Source organism: Amycolatopsis thermoflava N1165 (genome assembly GCF_000473265.1).
Lineage (GTDB): Bacteria > Actinomycetota > Actinomycetes > Mycobacteriales > Pseudonocardiaceae > Amycolatopsis_E > Amycolatopsis_E thermoflava.
In genome coordinates this window covers 3,077,431-3,093,366 of sequence record NZ_KI421511.1, presented here as the reverse complement: position 1 = coordinate 3,093,366, position 15,936 = coordinate 3,077,431, and the positions used below count along the sequence as shown (strand labels likewise).

Here is a 15,936-nt window from a genome sequence, read left to right as displayed (position 1 = left end):
TGCCCCGGGCTTCTGTCCTCAGTGGAATTTCGAGCGAAGCTCAACGCCGCCTCGGAAGAAGAAGCGCGAGCAGCGTCCCCAGCACCACCAACGGCGTGATCCACCGGAACGCCCCACCGATGTTCCCCGCCACGTCACCGCCCAGCAGGGTCCCGAACACCGCCACCCCGAAGGCCGCGCCGATCGACCGGGCGAAGGTCACCACCGCGCTCGCCGCGCCGATGTCCGTCGCCGGGACCGCGTTCTGCGCCGCGGTCAGCGCGACCATCGGCACCATCCCGATACCCACACCGGTCACCAGGAAGTACAGCACCAGGACGAACTGCGCGGTCCCCGGCGCCGGCGTGCCCAGCAGCACGAGCCCGGCGACGTTGAGCACCATGCCGCTCACCAGCACCACCCGCACGCGCGCCGGGTTCGCGATCCACCGCCCGGCCAGCGACTGGCTCACCACCAGCCCGATCACCAGCGGCAGCATGTGCACCCCGGACAGCGTGGCCGACACCCCGTCCACCACCTGCAGGTACGTCGGCAGGTAGACCAGCACGCTGAACATCGCGACGTTGGCGGCGAACCCGACCACCGAGGCGATCACGACCGTCCGCGAGGTAAGCATCGACAGCGGCAGCACCGGCGCGACGGCCCGTCGTTCGACCGGGATCACCAGCGCGATCAGCACGACGGCCGCCACCGCGAGACCCAGGATGCCCGGTGACGCCCAGCCCCACCGCTCGCCGAACGTGGTGATCAGGATCAGCGCCGTGGCCGTCGAGGCCAGCAAACCCGCGCCCAGGTAGTCGATCCGGGCGGCCGGGCGCCGCACCGCCGCCGGCAGGTGCCGGGCCGCGATCGCCACCGCCACCAGCCCGACCGGCACGTTGACCAGGAACGCCCACCGCCACGACAACTCGTCGGTGAACAGCCCGCCGAGCAGCGGCCCGGCGATGCTCGCCACGCCGTACACCGAGCCGAACCGGCCCTGGTACCGGCCGCGGTCCTCCGGCGCGACGATGTCGCCGACAAGCGCGAACGTCAGGACGATCATCCCGCCGCCGGCCAGCCCCTGCAGGGCGCGCGCGGCAACGAGCTGCGGCAGGTCCTGCGCCAGCCCGCACAACGCGGAGGCGACCAGGAACGCCGTGGTGGCGACGAGGTAGAGGCGTTTGCGCCCCAGCATGTCGCCGAGCTTGCCCCACAGCGGGGTGGCCGCGGTCGAGGCGAGCAGGTAGGACGCGGTGACCCAGGCGATGTCGCGGAACCCGCCGAGGTCCCCGGCGATCCTGGGCAGCGCGGTCGACACGATGGTCTGGTCCAGCGCGGCCAGCAGGACAGCCAGGACGAGCGCTGTCATCGCCGGCCGCACGGCGGGTCTGGCGGGGACGTCGAGGATGGTCATCGTCGTGCCTGCACGGGGATCGTGACCGTCTTGTACTCGGTGTAGGTGCCGAGCCCGACCGCGCCGTACTCACGGCCGAGGCCGCTGGCCTTGAACCCGCCGAACGGCCCGTCGAACCCGATGGGCGCGCCGTTGACGGTGATCGTGCCGGTGCGGACCCGGCGCGCGACCTCCAGCGCGTGCGCGGGATCGGCCGACCACACGCCGCCGGACAGGCCGTACTCGGAGTCGTTGGCGATGCGGACCGCGTCGTCCTCGTCTTCGTAGGCGATGACGACCAGGACCGGGCCGAAGATCTCCTCCTGCGCGACGCGCATCGAGTTGTCCACGTCGGCGAACAGCGTCGGCGTCACGTAGAAGCCGTTTTCCAGCCCCGCCGGCACTTCCGGGCCGCCGGTGACGAGCCGGGCGCCCTCCTCGATGCCGGTCCGGATGTAGTCGAGGACGCGCTGCTGCTGGTCGCGCCGCACCATCGGGCCGATGAACGTGGTGTCCTGAGCCGGGTCGCCGACACCCAGCGATTCGACGAGCTCCGTCAGCCCGGCGACCACCTCGTCGTAACGGGCACGCGGCGCGAGGATGCGGGTCTGGGCGATGCACGACTCGGCGTTGTTCAGCAGGGAGGAGAACTTCACGCCCTGGATCGCGGCGCCGAGGTCGGCGTCCGGCAGGATGATCATCGCGGACTTGCCGCCCAGTTCCAGGCTCACGCGCTTGAGCTGCGCACCGGCCAGCGACGCGATGCGGCGGCCGGCGCGGGTCGAGCCGGTGAAGGCGATCTTGTCCACACCCGGGTGCTTGACCAGGTGCTCGCTGGTTTCGCGGTCCGCCGGCAGCACGCTGATCACGCCCTCCGGCAGGCCGGTCTGTGCCAGCAGGTCCGCGAGCAGGTTCATGCTCAGCGTGTTCTCCGGCGACACCTTGAGCACGACCGTGTTCCCGGCCAGCAGCGCAGGTAGGATCTTCGCCATCGCCGACGAGAACGGCGAGTTCCACGGGATGATCGCGGCGACCACGCCGACCGCTTCGCGGCGCACGACCGAGCGGAACGGCGCGGCGGGGTCGGAGGGTTCGAGCGTCTCCTCCCAGCCGAACTCCTCCGCCGCCTTCAGGTAGGCGTTCGCCTGACGGGTCAGCCCGGGCTGGCCGGCCTTGGTGAACCACAGGGCCGAACCGTTCTCGGCCGAGATGAGCGCCGCGATTTCGTCGGCGCGCTCCTCGCGGAGCTTGACGAGCCTGCGGATGACGGCGATCCGCTCGGCGGGCGAGGTGCGCGGCCACGGCCCTTCGTCGAAGGCCTTCCGCGCGGCGGCGACGGCCCGGTCGACGTCCGCGGGCAGCGCCTGCGCGGCGCGGCCCAGCAGCGACTGGTCGTGCGGGGACCGGATGTCCAGCAGCTCCGCGCTGCTCGGGGTGGTCCACTCGCCGCCGATGAAGAGCTGCTCGTAGGTGATCACTGGTGCTCCCTCCGGGATTCAACTGCCTCATCAATGTAGCACTTAATTGCCACAGTGATGAGGCGTTTAGTGTCCGGACGGTCACACTTCAGCGGAGGTGGTGGCTGACATCCCCGACGAGTCGGATGTCGGTGTGACGCTCCGCGAACCGCCACCGGCCTTCAGGCCGACGAGTTCCGTGCACTGTGGACAAAACGGGCTCGAGCCCGCCACCGGGGACAACGGGGGCGGGCTCGAGGTACGGGGAGAGGTCAGGCGACGGTGGCGTCGAGGGTGACCTCGATGTTGCCGCGCGTGGCCTTCGAGTACGGGCACAGCTGGTGCGCACCCTGGACCAGCTCGTCGGCGGTGGCCTGGTCGACGCCGGAGGCCTCCAGGTGCAGCGCCGCGCTCAGCTTGAAGTCGTTGGCCTCCGTGTCGTGGTGCAGGGTGACCTCCGCGATGACGGCGAGGTCGGCCGGGTGGACCTTCCTCGCCGTGGCGACCCGGCGCACCGCGCCGACGAAGCAGGATGCCCACCCGGCGGCGAACAGCTGCTCCGGGTTGGTGCCGTTGCCCGCGCCGCCGAGAGCCTTGGGCACGCCGAGCGTGACGTCGAGCGCGCCGTCGTCGGACCTGGCGTGACCCCCGTTGCGGCCCTCCGCGGTGGAGGAGGCGACCGCGGTGTAGGTGATCTCAGACATCGGCTTTCCTTTGCGTTCCGTGGGATGTGCCGACCACGCTACGAACGCCGGAACCGCCGCGGCGACCGTCGGACGACGTCACCGCTGTACGTCATCGCCGGGATCCCGCGACGAGCGGAGTCCGGCACCGAGTGGGTGGCGCGGTGACGTACAAACACTGCGTCACGTGACGCTCGCGAGGGCCGGCCCGGCAGACCTACCTTCCGGGTATGCACCGCCGGGCAGCCGTGATCACACAGCGCACCCTGGTTCCGCCGCAATCCCGTCTGACCATCCTCGGACCGCCCGGCCTCCGCTGCGGCGACGCCGAGCCGGAACTGGGTACGCCGCAACAGCAGGCCGTGCTCATGCTGTTGTTGTCGCGCAGTGGCAGCTTCGTCCGGGTCGGCGAGCTCATCGACGGCCTGTGGGGTGATCGCGCCCCGGCCACCGGTGAGGCCATCATCCGCACGTACATCTCGCGCCTCCGGCGCGTGCTCGCCGAGCACGGCCTCGGCTCGGCGATCCGCTCGCAGTCCGGCGGCTACATGCTCGACCCGTCGCTGTTCGCGCTCGACGCGGACGAGTTCACGCGGCTGGTCGAGACCGCCAGGCAGGAACGCGCGAACGGGGACGTGCCGGGCGCGGCCAAGCACCTGCGCGCGGCGCTCGACCTGTGGACGGGCACCGCGCTGGCGGGGGTGCCGGGCGAGGCCGCCGAGGGGGAACGCGTCCGCCTGGAGCGGCTGAAACTCATCGCCACCCAGGAGCTGCTGCAGCTGCGCGTGGAGATGGGCGAGCACGCCGAGGTGGTGGCCGAGGTGCCGCTGCTCATCCAGCTGAACCGGCTGGAGGAGCCGCTGTACGAGATCCAGCTGCTGGCCCTCTACCGCAGCGGCCGCCGCGCCGAGGCGCTGGAGGTCTACCGGATGGTCTACGACCTGCTCGGCAGGGAGCTCGGCGTCAGCCCGGGGCCGCGGCTGCGGGCCATCCACGAGAAGATCCTGCGCGCCGACGACGAGTTCGTGCCCGCGCTGCGGGCCGTGGCGCCGGTGGCGGGCCGCCCGGCTGGTGCGGCACCGGACCGCGCCGTCGGATCCTGGTTCGTCGGCCGGGACGCCGAGCGCGCCGCCTTCGCGGCGATGCTCGGCCGCAGGCGCGACGACGGCCTCGTGGTGTTCTTCCTGTGCGGTCACGCCGGCATCGGCAAGTCGACCCTGCTGCGCCGCTACGCCGACGACGCGACGGCGGCCGGCCGGACGGTGTGGCACCTGCACGGCCTCACCACTGTGGAGTTGCGGGAACGCCTGGACCAGCTCTCCGCAGGGTTGACGGCGGCGTCCGCCGGACCCGTCGTGCTCGTCGACTCCTTCGAACGGCACGGCGACCTCGAACCGTGGCTGCGCGACGAATACCTCCGCACGCTGCCCGCCGATTCGATCGTGGTGGTGGCGGGCCGCGCCAGGCCCAGCGCCGGCTGGATCACCGACCCGGCGTGGTCCGGTTCGATCGTGGTGCGGCGACTGGACGCGCTCGGCGCCGCGGAGTCGGCGGCGCTGGTCGAGGCTCGGGGCGTCGACCCCGGGTTCGTTCCGTCCATCGTGGACTTCGCGGCGGGCAACCCGTTCGTGCTGTCGCTGGCAGCCGAGGTCGGGCGGAGCATGTCGGCGACCGGGCAGCCCTCGCGCCGCGAGGCCGTGCGGTTCGTGGTCGACACCGTGCTCGACACCCTGATCGGTGCGGTGCCGTCGGCGCAGCACCGGCGGGCGCTGCACGTGTGCGCGCATGCCCGGTACACCACCGAGGACCTCCTGCGCGTCGCCGTGCCCGACGGGGACGCCGCCGAGCTGTTCGACTGGCTGCGGGTGCAGCCCTACGTCGAGACGCCGGGGCACGGCCTGGACATCAACGGGGTGCTCCGCGAAGCGCTGGAGGCCCACCTGCGGTGGCGGGACCCGGTCGGCTACGAGCGCATGCACCGGCGGATCCGCGACTACACGATGAACACGCTGCTGCGCGAGGCCACCGATCCGCGGGCGAGCGCGGCGGTCCTGCGGAGCATCAGCCACCTGCGCCGCCGCGGCGGGGTGACGAGCCGGTACGTGTCGGCGACGGGGGAGCCGGACGTGCGGGCCACCGGCGTCACCCCGGCCGACCATGACGAGCTGGTCGCGCTCGCGCGCGAAACCTGCGGCGAGCTCACCGCGTCGTCGGTTCGGTTCTGGCTGAACCGCCAGCCCGGCGGCTTCTACGTCCTGCGCTGCGCCGACAGCGGCCGGTTGCGTGCCTTCATGAGCTGGCTGACGGTGCGCGAGCCGGCGCCCGAGGAGCTGGACGCCGACCCGGTGATCGCGGACGTCTGGCACGACGTCGCGCGGCGGAACCTGCCGCCCGGGGCGCACTTCGGCATCGCCCGGCACCTGATCTGCCCCGCGTTCGAGTCCAAGCCGAACCCCATCACCGACGTGTTCCTCGCCCGGGTGATGCGCCGCTGGGTGCACGAGCCGGGCCTCGCGGCCTCCTACCTGGTGATCGCGGACCCGCAGTTGTGGGCGCCGTTGATGGACTACCTGGACCACTACGAGCTGAGCTGCTCCGCGCCGGCCTACCCGTATGCGATCTTCGGCCACGACTGGATCGCCGACCCGCCGTCGTCCTGGCAGGACCGCCACCTGGCGGACGAACTCTGGGCGCCACGGCGCCCGGACCTCTTCCGCCGCGCGGCCGGCTAACCCGGCTCGATCCGTCCGTTGTGGACTTCCAACTCGGCGCCCCGCCACCGCTCACGCAGGCGGCGGTCGTGCGCGGCCACCACGATCGCGCCGGGGCCGGGGCCGAGTGCGTCCTCCAGTTCGTCGCACAGGGCGGGGGAGAGGTGGTTCGTCGGCTCGTCCAGCAGGAGCAGCTGCGGCGGGTTCGCGACGAGGATCGCCAGCGCCAGCCGTCGTCGCTGGCCCACCGACAGCTCGCCGACCGGCTTGTCGACGTCCCACTTCCCCAGCAGTCCCAACGATTCCAGCGGCACCGCCCCGGCACCGGCGCCTGCTGCGTAGGTCTCGCGTGCGGTTCGCGAAGGCTCGGGGAACTCGGTGTCCTGGCTCAGCAATCCGGTCCGCAGCTTCGGCAGCCGCCGCACGCCGGGAACGTCCAGACGCCCCGCCAGCACGTGCAGCAGCGTCGACTTGCCTGCGCCGTTCGGGCCGGTGACCAGGAGCCGCGCCGTGGCGCCGACGTCGAGGCGCTCGACCGTGAGCCGTCCGGGCACGTGCACGTCCCGCAGCGACACCAGCACCTCGTCCGGCGCCTGACCGGTGAGCGCGTCCGGGCGGAACCGCAGCGGCGGCGGGGGAGCGGGCACCCGCGTGCGTTCCAGCTCCTCCAGCCGTCGCGCGGCGTTGCGGACCCGGCGCGAGATCGAGTTCTGCACCCGCCCCGCCCGGTGCCCGTACCCCATCTTCTCGCTGTCCCGGGGCGCCCGGTTCGGCGCGACCCGGTGCGTGGTCACGCCCAGCGAATCCCGCAGGGCCGCGATCTCCTCCTGCTCCTCGGCGTAGCGCCGCTCCCACCGCTGCCGGTCCGCCCGTTTCTGCGCGAGGTAACCGGTGTAGTTCCCGCCGAACCGCACCGGCCCGCCGACCGCCGGGTCGAGGTCGACGATGTCCGTGCACACCGCGTCCAGGAACGCGCGGTCGTGACTCGCGACCACGACGGTGCCGGGCAGGCCGCGCACCTGCTCTTCGAGGAACGCGGCGGCACCGTCGTCGAGGTGGTTCGTCGGCTCGTCCAGCAGCACCGCGGACGGCCGCCGCACCAGCAGCGCGGCCAGCGCGAGCCGTCCGCGCTGCCCGCCGGACAACTCGCCGAGGCGGCGCTCCAGCGCGACCCCGCCCAGCCCCAGCCCGTCGAGGACCATCTTCGCGCGCCGGTCGGCGTCCCACGCGTCGTGCAGCTCGGCGAGCGCCAGCCGCTCGGAGTACGCGTCGAACAGCCCCTCGTCCTCGGCGAGCAGCGCGCCGAGCCGCTCCAGTTCCGCCAGGTCCTCGCGCGCGCCCGCGAGTGCGTCGTCGACCACGTCCGCCACCGTGGCCGCCGGGTCGAACGGCATTTCCTGGTGCAGGTAGCCAAGATCCGCCGGGCGCTCAACGCTGCCGCGGTCCGGCCGGTCCACTCCGGCCAGCATGCGCAGCAACGTCGACTTGCCCGCGCCGTTCTCCCCGATCAACCCGATCCGGTGCCCGGGCGCCGCGGTGAGCGACACCCCGTCCAGCACCCGGCGGTCACCGAGGACGCGCACGAGGTCGTGCGCGACGAGAGCCGCCGCCATCAGCGGGACTCGGCCAGCTTGCCGCCGTCGAGCCGCAGCCTGCGATCGATCCGGATCTCACCCAGGAACCGCTCGTCGTGGCTCACCACCACGAACGCGCCCTGGTAGGCGTTGAGCGCGCTCTCCAGCTGCCCGGCGCTGACCAGGTCCAAGTTGTTCGTCGGTTCGTCCAGCAACAGCAGTTGTGGCGCGGGTTCGGCGAACAGGACGCACGCCAGCGTGGCGCGCAACCGTTCCCCGCCGGACAGGACGGCGACGGGCAGGTGCGCCCGGTCGCCGCGGAACAGGAAGCGCGCCAGCAGGTTCATCCGCTGCGCGGGCAGCATCGCGGGCGCGAACGCCGCCAGGTTCTCCGCGACGGTGCGCGTGTCGTCGAGCAGGTCCAGGCGCTGGGACAGGTAGGCGATCCGGCCGTCGGCGCGCTTGATCTCGCCGCCGTCCGGATCGAGATCGCCGGTGATCATGCGCAGGAGCGTGGACTTGCCGGACCCGTTCGCGCCGGACAGCGCGATGCGCTCCGGACCGCGGATCGCCAGGTCCACGCCGTCACCGAAGAGGTCCCGCTTGCGCAGCCCCTCACCGAGGAACAGCGTCCGGCCCGCGGGCACCGCGGTCTGGGGGAGTTCCAGGGTGATCTTCTGGTCCTCCCGCAGCGACCGCTCGGCCTCGTCCAGCTTGGCCTTGGCCGCGCTGACCCGGGCCGCGTGCGTGCCGTCGGCCTTGCCCGCGGACTCCTGCGCGTTGCGCTTGCGGGCGCCCGCGAGGATCTTCGGCAGGCCGGCGTTGGCGAGGTTGCGTTGCGCGTTGCTCGCCCGCTTCGCCGCCCGCTCCCGCGCCTGCTGCATCTCCCGCTTCTCGCGCTTGACCTCCTGCTCGGCGCTGCGGATGTTCTTCTCCGCCACCTCGCGCTCGGCCTGCACAGCCTGCTCGTATTCGGTGAAGTTGCCGCCGTAGTACCGGATCTCGCCGCCGTCGAGCTCGGCGATGCGGTCCATCCGGTCCAGCAGCGCGCGGTCGTGGCTGACCACCAGCAGGCAGCCGGACCAGTCGTCGAGCACGGCGTAGAGCTGGTGCCGGGCCTGCAGGTCGAGGTTGTTGGTGGGTTCGTCGAGCAGCAGCACGTCGGGCCGCTTGAGCAGCTGGGCGGCCAGGCCGAGCGAGACGATCTGGCCGCCGGACAGGGTGCCCAGGGTGCGGTCCAGCGTGATGTCCTCCAGGCCGAGCCGGTCCAGCTGGGCGCGGGTGCGCTCCTCGATGTCCCAGTCCTCGCCGATGGTGGTGAAGTGCTCCTCGGCGACGTCGCCGGACTCGACGGCCGCCAGCGCGCGCAGTACCGGCTCGATGCCCAGCACCTCGGCGACGGTCGGTTCACCGGTCAGCGGGAGGTCCTGCGGGAGGTAGCCGAGCAGGCCGTCGACGGACACCCCGCCGTCGGAGGGCTTCAGCTCGCCCGCGATCAGCCTGAGCAGGGTGGATTTGCCTGCCCCGTTCGGGGCGACGAGACCGGTCCGCCCGTCCGGAACGCTGAACGACAGCTGGTCGAAGACGGGGGTGTCGTCCGGCCAGGAAAAGGACAGACCGGACACGACGATGCGGGATTCGGACATGGAAAAGAGACCTCGAAAAGGGGTGGCGCGGACCAGCGGACCGCGGATACGGGTGGATGACGACATCGGCCACCACGGCAGCGCCGGGGGCCTTGCTCACTCCGGGGGATCACCCGGAGATGTCGTCTTCACCTGCCACGTCGAGTCTCCTCAGAACGGTTCCCTTGCGCGTCAACCATACCAGCCGCCGCGATCACCGGTCGGGTGGCCATGCACGGTCGCGCAGGAGAACGCCTCAGTGCTGTGGCAGATACCGGCTCGGAGTGCGGCAGCGGAGGGTATGTTGATGCCGTGAGAGCCGACGCCGCACGCAACCTCGAGCTCGTGCTGACCACGGGTGCCCGCATGCTCGCCGAGGACCCCGCGACCAGCATCGCTGCGATCGCCGCCGAGGCGGGTGTGGACCGTCGCACCGTGTACCGGCGCTTCGCCAGTCGCGAAGAACTGCTGACGGCGGTGTACGAAGCCCGCCTCGACGCGATCGAGGCGGCGATCGAGGCCGCCCGGCTGCGGGAAGCGCCGGTGCCGGTGGCGCTGCACCGGTACGTCGAACTGATCGTCGGGGTCAACCGCAAGTGGCCCACCGAGGTCAGCCGGATGCGCTCGGACCCGGAGATCTGGGCGCGGCGGCAGCGTTCGGTCGACGAGGTCGAGCGGTTCGCGCAGCGGGCCGCCGACGAAGGTTTCCTGCGGCCCGGCCTGCCCGCGGGCTGGGCGAGCAGGGTGCTCGGCCAGTTGCTGCACCTCGCCACCCGGGACCTGCCCGACCTCAGCGACGCCCAAGCCGCCGACGTCCTGGTGGACACCTTCCTGCGCGGCTTCGGGGCGGGCTAGCTCTCCCGGCAGGGCCGACAGGTCCACAACAGACGGAACTCGCGGATGGCGAACCGGTGCCCGCGGGCGCCGGTCTCCCTGTGGTGGAATGCACCGGGTGACGAAGAACCTCCCGTTGGACCCCGAACTCGCCGCGCTGCTGCCCGCTCTGGAGGGCCGGGTGCCGGTCGGCATGACGGCGGACCGGCTCGACCACTTCCGCGCCCTGCCGTTCCCGACGATCGAGGAGCAGATCGGCGGCCGCCCGGTCACCTGGACCGACCACACGATCCCCGGGTACCGCGGGGCGGAGATCACGGTCTCGGTCATCGCGCGCGAGGACCACCGCGAGCGGGGGCCGGGGATCTTCCACATCCACGGCGGCGGGATGGTGATGGGGGACCGGTTCGCCTCCGTGCACCCGCTGATCGACTGGGCGATGAAGTACGACGCGGTGTCCGTCACCGTCGAGTACCGGCGCGCGCCCGAGCACCCGCACCCGGTGCCGGTCGAGGACTGCTACGCCGCTCTGCGGTGGATGGCCGGGCACGCGGACGAGCTCGGGTTCGACCCGGCGCGGCTGGTCGTCTTCGGCGGTAGCGGCGGGGGCGGGCTCGCCGCGGGGACGACCCTGCTGGCGCGCGATCGCCGCGGTCCGGCGTTGTCCGGGCAGCTGCTGCAGTGCCCGATGACCGACGACCGCGGCGAGACCGTGTCCGCGCGCGAGTACGACGGCGTCGGGGTGTGGGACCGAACCAGCAACCTGACCGCGTGGACGATGGTCCTGGGCGAGCGGCGCGGCACCGCCGACGTATCGCCCTACGCGGCCCCGGCGCGCGCCGCCGACCTCAGCGGGCTGCCGCCGACGTTCGTCGACGCCGGCGCGGTCGAGGTCTTCCGCGACGAGGCGGTGGCGTTCGCGAGCGCCATCTGGGCCGCCGGGGGCGAAGCGGAGCTGCACGTGTGGGGCGGCGCGTTCCACGGTTTCTACGACATCGCCCCCGATTCGGCGGTGGCCAAGGCCTGCGTGGCCGCGCGGGAGTCGTGGCTGGAGCGGCTGCTCAGCCGCTGATCACAACGCGGCGTCGGCGGCGCGCTTGACCTCGTCCAGGTCGTCGGTGGCCGGGATGAGCACGAGGTCGGTGGCGCCCAGGTCGCCGAATGCTGTGACGGCTTCGGCGATCGCGCCGGGTGAAGTGGCCACAGTGGACGAGGTGAGCTGCGCGTAGTCCGTGCCCGCGGAGCTGTAGTAGTCGTAGACGTTCGCGCGCCCGCGTTCCCCGTCGGTGAGGGCGAAGTAGGCGAGGGCCACCACGCGGGGCGATCCGTCGCGGCCGGCGTCGGACCAGGCTGTGCGGGCGGCGTCGAACGTGCCGGCGGCGTAGGCCGGGGGCACGGCGCCGCCGACGTAGCCCTCGCCCCAGCGGGCCATCCGGCCCAGCGCGGCCGGGCTGAACCCGCCGAAGAGCAGCGGGATCCGGCGGGTGCCCGCGGGCACGGCCGGGTTGTCGCCGGTCACCTGCCCGGACCACACCTCGTGGAAGGTGTGCAGGTCGCGTTCGGTGCGGGCGCCGCGGCCACGCATGCCGTAGCCCTCGGCGACGAAGTCGTCGGGGCGGCCGCCGACGCCGATGCCGAGGGTGAGCCGTCCGCCGGAGACGCCGTCGATGCCGGCGAGCTCCTTCGCGAGCAGGGGAGCGGGCCAGGTCGCGGTGAGCATGACGTGGCTCAGCAACTCGACCCTGCTGGTCACCGCGGCGGCCACGGCCAGCGCGACCGTGTCGGCGACGCCCGGGTAGGCGTTGCGCCCGGTCGTGCCGACGATCGCGAAGCCGGCCTCCTCGGCGAGTCGCGCCCATCCGGGCAGCACGGCCGCGTCGACGTCGCGGACCTGGTTGGGCAGGGCGATACCGATCTGCATGGCCCGAGCCTGGATCGCGGACCGGCGGCGAAGCCAGCGGCGGGCCGGGAAGGGCACCGAGCACGGCCCGGAGGTGCTACGAGCCCGCCGTCTCGGCCACCGCCGGGCTCATGGCGAGCAGGAAGTCCAGCGCCTCCTGCGACGGGGACCCGGGCTCGGCGGTGTAGGCGACGAGTTGCTGGTCCGGCTGGGTGTCGACGGAGAACTGCTGCACGTCGAGCGTGATCGGGCCGGCCACCGGATGCAGGTAGGTCTTCACCAGCTGGCGCGGTCCGCGCACCTGGTGGCTCGCCCACCACGTGCGGAAGTCCGGGTCGCGGACGCTGAGTTCGCCGATCAGCGCGGCCAGCGCCTTGTCGCCGGGGTTGCGGCCGGCCTCCATGCGCAGGACCGCGACGCATTCGCGGGCGGCGCGCGGCCAGTCCGCGTACAGGGCGCGGTAGGCGTCGTCGAGGAAGGTGAGCCGGATCAGGTTCCGCTCGGCCGCGGGCAGCGCGCCGAAGTCGGTCAGGAGCGCGGCCGCGCCCCGGTTCCAGGCCAGCACGTCCATGCGCCGGTTGAGGATCATGGCCGGGACGTCGCGCATGCCGTCGAGCAGCTGCCGCAGCTGCCGGTCGACCTTGGGCCTGCCTGGCTGCCGGGCGGGCGCGGCCGGGGCGACCTCGGCGACCGTGAACAGGTAGTCGCGCTCGTCGGGAGCGAGCTGCAGCGCGTCGGCGAGCGCGTCGAGGACCGGGCGGGACACCCGGCGCGTGCGGCCCTGTTCGAGCCGGACGATGTAGTCGATGCTGATGTGCGCGAGCTGGGCCAGCTCCTCGCGGCGCAGGCCCGGCACGCGGCGCAGCCTGCCGTCGTCGGGGAAGCCGGCGCGGGCCGGGTCGAGGGCGGCGCGGCGGGCGCGCAGGAACTCGCCCAGCTCGTTGGTCTCCATGACTCCAGTGTCCACACCGCGGGGAGGGCGTGCCTGGTACTGGGTTGCACAGGCAGTTCCTTCCCTGGTACCGGCCTCCGGCGCGGACGAGCCTGGGATGCATGAGAACGAACGTCACCTTCCCCAGCAACGGACTCCGGCTCGCCGCCGACCTGTACACCCCGGACACCGGAAGCGGTCCGTGGCCCGCGCTCGTGGTCGGCCACCCCGGCACCAGCGTCAAGGAGCAGACCTCCGGTCTGTACGCGCGGCGGATGGCCGAGCAGGGCTTCGTCACCCTCGCCTACGACGCCGCCTACCAGGGCGCGAGCGAGGGCGAGCCGCGTGGCCTGGAGGACCCGGCGCAGCGCGTCGAGGACTTCAAGGCCGCGGTCTCCTACCTCGCCACCCGGCCCGAGGCCGACCCCGAGCGGATCGGCACGCTCGGCATCTGCGCCTCCGGCGGGTACTCGATGGCCGCGGCGGCGGGGGACCACCGCATCAAGGCCGTCGGCACCGTCAGCCCCGTCGACGTCGCCCGCCAGTTCCGCCTCGGCGCCGACGGCACCCAGGACCCGGCCGTGTTCCAGGGCATGCTCGACGCGGCGGCCGCCGCCCGCACCGCCGAGGCCCGCGGCGGGGGCGCGCAGACCTTCCAGCTCTTCCCGGACACCGTCGAGCAGGCCCGCGCGCTGGGCGGACAGCACGGGGTGGAGGGGTTCGAGTACTACTGCACGGACCGCGCGCAGCACCCGCGCTCGGCGAAGCGGCTGCCGTGGTCCAGTGTGGACCGTCTGGCGCTCTTCGACGCGTTCCGCTTCGTGGGCCTGATCGCGCCGCGCCCGCTGCTGCTGATCGCCGGGCGCGAGGCGGTGACGTCCTGGATGGCGGTGGAGGCCTTCCAGGAGGCGCGCGGGCCGAAGGAACTGCACTGGATCGAGGGCGCGACGCACGTCGACCTGTACGACCGGGAGCCGCACGTCACCGCCGCGGTCGAGAAGCTGACCGGCTTCTACCGGACCCACCTGGCCTGACCTCGAGAACCGCGTGGGCGTCGCGGACCTTCGTCAGCGCGGCCGCCATGACCCGCTTCTCCTCGTCCGTCAGGTGCCGGGAGAAGTGCTCCTCGATCCTGCGCAGGTACTGCGGCGCGGTGGTGCGGAAGGCACGTTCGCCGGACCGGGTCATGGCGGCCCACACCACCCGCCGGTCCTCCTCGTCGCGGATCTTCTCGACCAGCCCGGCGCTCACCATCTCGTCCACCAGGCGGCTGACGCGGGTCCGGCTGAGCACGACCCGCTCGGCCAGGTCGTTCATGCGCAGCCGCCGCCCGGGCCCGGCGTTCAGTTCCAGCAGGACGTCGTACCAGGTGAGGGGGATGGTGCCGGACCTGGTCAGGTCGGAGTCGATGGCCCGCAGCGCGGCGTTGTACGCCAGCAGCATCGCTCGCCAGGCAGCCAGGCCCTTGTCGTCGGACGCGCTCATGGGGTAAGGATAGTAAATGTGTGCGTGCGCACGCATCTACCAACAAGGAAGGAACTCCCGATGACCGGATCAACGACGCCGACCCGCAGGCTGGGCGAGGTGGAGCTGCCTGCCGCCGGCACGTGGCGGATCGACCCGGGGCATGCCGAGGTCGCGTTCGTCGGACGGCACTTCATGCTGACGAAGGTGCGCGGACGGTTCACCGGCGTGGACGGCGCGGTGGAGATCGCCGAAAACCCGGCGGACAGCAAGGTTTCGGTGACCATCGACATGGCCTCGGTGCACAGCGGGGACCAGGCCCGCGACGACCACCTCAGATCGGCCGACTTCTTCGACGTGGCCGCGCATCCCACCGCGACCTTCGTGTCCGGCGACGTGCGCTGGGACGGCAGCCGCGGGTCGATGACCGGCGAGCTGACCATCAAGGGCGTGACCAGGCCGGTGACACTGGCGGTCGACTACGTCGGCTACGCGCAGGACCCGTGGGACAACCACCGCGCCGTCTTTTCGGCCAGGGGCCGCCTCAACCGGGAAGACTGGGGGCTGACCTGGAACATGCCGCTCGCCAGGGGAGGACTGCTCGTGTCCAAGGAGATCGACCTGGAGCTCGAGGTGGAACTGGTGTACGCCGGCTGACCGCGACTGCCGGGGCGGGCACGCCCCGGCAGCTTCCGGCCATCCGGGCCGGAGGGCGGTCCGGAGTCCTCAGCGTGGGCGGCATGGCAGATCTCGGCCCACTCGTGCAGTCCTACCCCAGCGACAACGCCCGCCGGCTGCGGCAGGCGGTGCTGTGCCTGGTCGCGACCGCCGGCCTCGTCCCGCTCGGCCTGCTCATGGTGAAGCTCGACGAGTACCTCTACGGCAATACGCCCGCCGAGACGTCGATGACGGCTCCGGTCTGGATCGGCAGCGCGTGTTTCGGGCTCAGTGTGCTGCTCCTGCCCTACGGGCTGCGACGGCTCGTCCAGGGGCTGCGGCGCCGCGGCGAACGGATCAACCTGCACGCCGGGTGTTTCGTCCACCACCGCAACGCCGGGGACCGGACGGAGTTCCCGTGGAGCGGCGTCGCGGTGGTCGACGCGCGGGGAAACTGGCAGCCCGGCAAGCTCGGCCACCGCCTCGGCATCGACTGGCGCTGCGTCGTCAAGCGCGCCGACGGGCGGAAGGTGGTCGTGAACGCCTTCTTCCCCGGAGCGCGAGAACTCGCCGACCGGATCGCCCGCGCGGCGGTGCCACGCCCCCGCTGACCGGTGCACCGGCGAGACAAGGCGGTGCTCGCGGCCGCGGCGGTCGTGGGGCTGGTGATCCGCGGCCGCGGCGTTGAACCCGATCACTTCCTCCAGCGCGGCGGCCGGCGCGAC

At 72.5% G+C, this 15,936-nt stretch carries 14 protein-coding genes; 6 read left to right on the top strand and 8 right to left on the bottom strand.

Going from position 1 to position 15,936, the window contains the following annotated elements; translation table 11 throughout:
* Nucleotides 1–40 precede the first annotated feature (40 nt).
* The 3 genes from AMYTH_RS44945 to AMYTH_RS0115470 form a co-directional block, all read right to left on the bottom strand.
* The gene (locus tag AMYTH_RS44945) at nucleotides 41–1,396 is read right to left on the bottom strand and encodes an MDR family MFS transporter (protein ID WP_037322557.1); all 1,356 of its coding nucleotides are present in this window, start codon (nucleotides 1,394–1,396) and stop codon (nucleotides 41–43) included.
* The gene (locus AMYTH_RS0115475) at nucleotides 1,393–2,853 is read right to left on the bottom strand and encodes an aldehyde dehydrogenase (protein ID WP_027931090.1); all 1,461 of its coding nucleotides are present in this window, start codon (nucleotides 2,851–2,853) and stop codon (nucleotides 1,393–1,395) included. The genes AMYTH_RS44945 and AMYTH_RS0115475 overlap by 4 nt, the downstream gene beginning before the upstream one ends.
* A 251-nt stretch (nucleotides 2,854–3,104) precedes the next feature.
* On the bottom strand, nucleotides 3,105–3,536 hold the full coding sequence (locus AMYTH_RS0115470; protein ID WP_027931089.1) for an organic hydroperoxide resistance protein: 432 nt from the start codon (nucleotides 3,534–3,536) through the stop codon (nucleotides 3,105–3,107).
* Between the two features lie 209 nt (nucleotides 3,537–3,745).
* On the opposite strand from AMYTH_RS0115470, the gene AMYTH_RS50320 reads away from it, so the two are divergent.
* Complete coding sequence (locus tag AMYTH_RS50320) at nucleotides 3,746–6,247, top strand: BTAD domain-containing putative transcriptional regulator (RefSeq protein WP_063630395.1); 2,502 nt, start codon at nucleotides 3,746–3,748, stop codon at nucleotides 6,245–6,247.
* On the opposite strand, the gene AMYTH_RS0115460 is transcribed toward AMYTH_RS50320, so the two are convergent.
* Nucleotides 6,244–7,839: an ABC-F family ATP-binding cassette domain-containing protein gene (locus AMYTH_RS0115460; protein WP_027931088.1), complete on the bottom strand. Its 1,596-nt coding sequence runs from the start codon at nucleotides 7,837–7,839 to the stop codon at nucleotides 6,244–6,246. The two genes, AMYTH_RS50320 and AMYTH_RS0115460, sit on opposite strands and share 4 nt — an antisense overlap.
* Complete coding sequence (gene abc-f / locus AMYTH_RS0115455; RefSeq protein ID WP_027931087.1) at nucleotides 7,839–9,446, bottom strand: ribosomal protection-like ABC-F family protein; 1,608 nt, start codon at nucleotides 9,444–9,446, stop codon at nucleotides 7,839–7,841. The genes AMYTH_RS0115460 and abc-f overlap by 1 nt, the downstream gene beginning before the upstream one ends.
* Before the next feature lie 291 nt (nucleotides 9,447–9,737).
* On the opposite strand from abc-f, the gene AMYTH_RS0115450 reads away from it, so the two are divergent.
* Together AMYTH_RS0115450 and AMYTH_RS0115445 are read left to right on the top strand one after the other, a co-directional pair.
* Nucleotides 9,738–10,280, top strand: a complete 543-nt coding sequence (locus AMYTH_RS0115450) for a TetR/AcrR family transcriptional regulator (RefSeq protein WP_027931086.1) — start codon at nucleotides 9,738–9,740, stop codon at nucleotides 10,278–10,280.
* Nucleotides 10,281–10,368: 88 nt separating this feature from the next.
* Nucleotides 10,369–11,331 (top strand): alpha/beta hydrolase, encoded by a 963-nt coding sequence (locus tag AMYTH_RS0115445; RefSeq protein WP_027931085.1) that lies wholly within the window; start codon nucleotides 10,369–10,371, stop codon nucleotides 11,329–11,331.
* Here the strand turns inward: AMYTH_RS0115445 and AMYTH_RS0115440 are convergent, their stop codons facing one another.
* Entirely contained in the window at nucleotides 11,332–12,180 is an 849-nt protein-coding gene (locus tag AMYTH_RS0115440; protein ID WP_027931084.1) for an LLM class flavin-dependent oxidoreductase, read from the bottom strand.
* A gap of 76 nt (nucleotides 12,181–12,256) precedes the next feature.
* Complete coding sequence (locus tag AMYTH_RS0115435) at nucleotides 12,257–13,111, bottom strand: helix-turn-helix transcriptional regulator (protein ID WP_027931083.1); 855 nt, start codon at nucleotides 13,109–13,111, stop codon at nucleotides 12,257–12,259.
* 101 nt (nucleotides 13,112–13,212) lie between these two features.
* On the opposite strand from AMYTH_RS0115435, the gene AMYTH_RS0115430 reads away from it, so the two are divergent.
* Nucleotides 13,213–14,124 (top strand): alpha/beta hydrolase, encoded by a 912-nt coding sequence (locus tag AMYTH_RS0115430; RefSeq protein ID WP_027931082.1) that lies wholly within the window; start codon nucleotides 13,213–13,215, stop codon nucleotides 14,122–14,124.
* On the opposite strand, the gene AMYTH_RS44935 is transcribed toward AMYTH_RS0115430, so the two are convergent.
* Nucleotides 14,072–14,575, bottom strand: a complete 504-nt coding sequence (locus tag AMYTH_RS44935; protein WP_037322556.1) for a MarR family winged helix-turn-helix transcriptional regulator — start codon at nucleotides 14,573–14,575, stop codon at nucleotides 14,072–14,074. The genes AMYTH_RS0115430 and AMYTH_RS44935 overlap by 53 nt on opposite strands.
* Before the next feature lie 60 nt (nucleotides 14,576–14,635).
* Between AMYTH_RS44935 and AMYTH_RS0115420 the strand changes: the two genes are divergently transcribed.
* Entirely contained in the window at nucleotides 14,636–15,211 is a 576-nt protein-coding gene (locus AMYTH_RS0115420) for a YceI family protein (RefSeq protein WP_037322555.1), read from the top strand.
* 83 nt (nucleotides 15,212–15,294) lie between these two features.
* Nucleotides 15,295–15,822 carry a hypothetical protein gene (locus AMYTH_RS48860; RefSeq protein ID WP_157360610.1) on the top strand — a complete coding sequence of 176 codons (528 nt, stop codon included), beginning with the start codon at nucleotides 15,295–15,297 and terminating at the stop codon, nucleotides 15,820–15,822.
* Nucleotides 15,823–15,936: the final 114 nt, after the last annotated feature.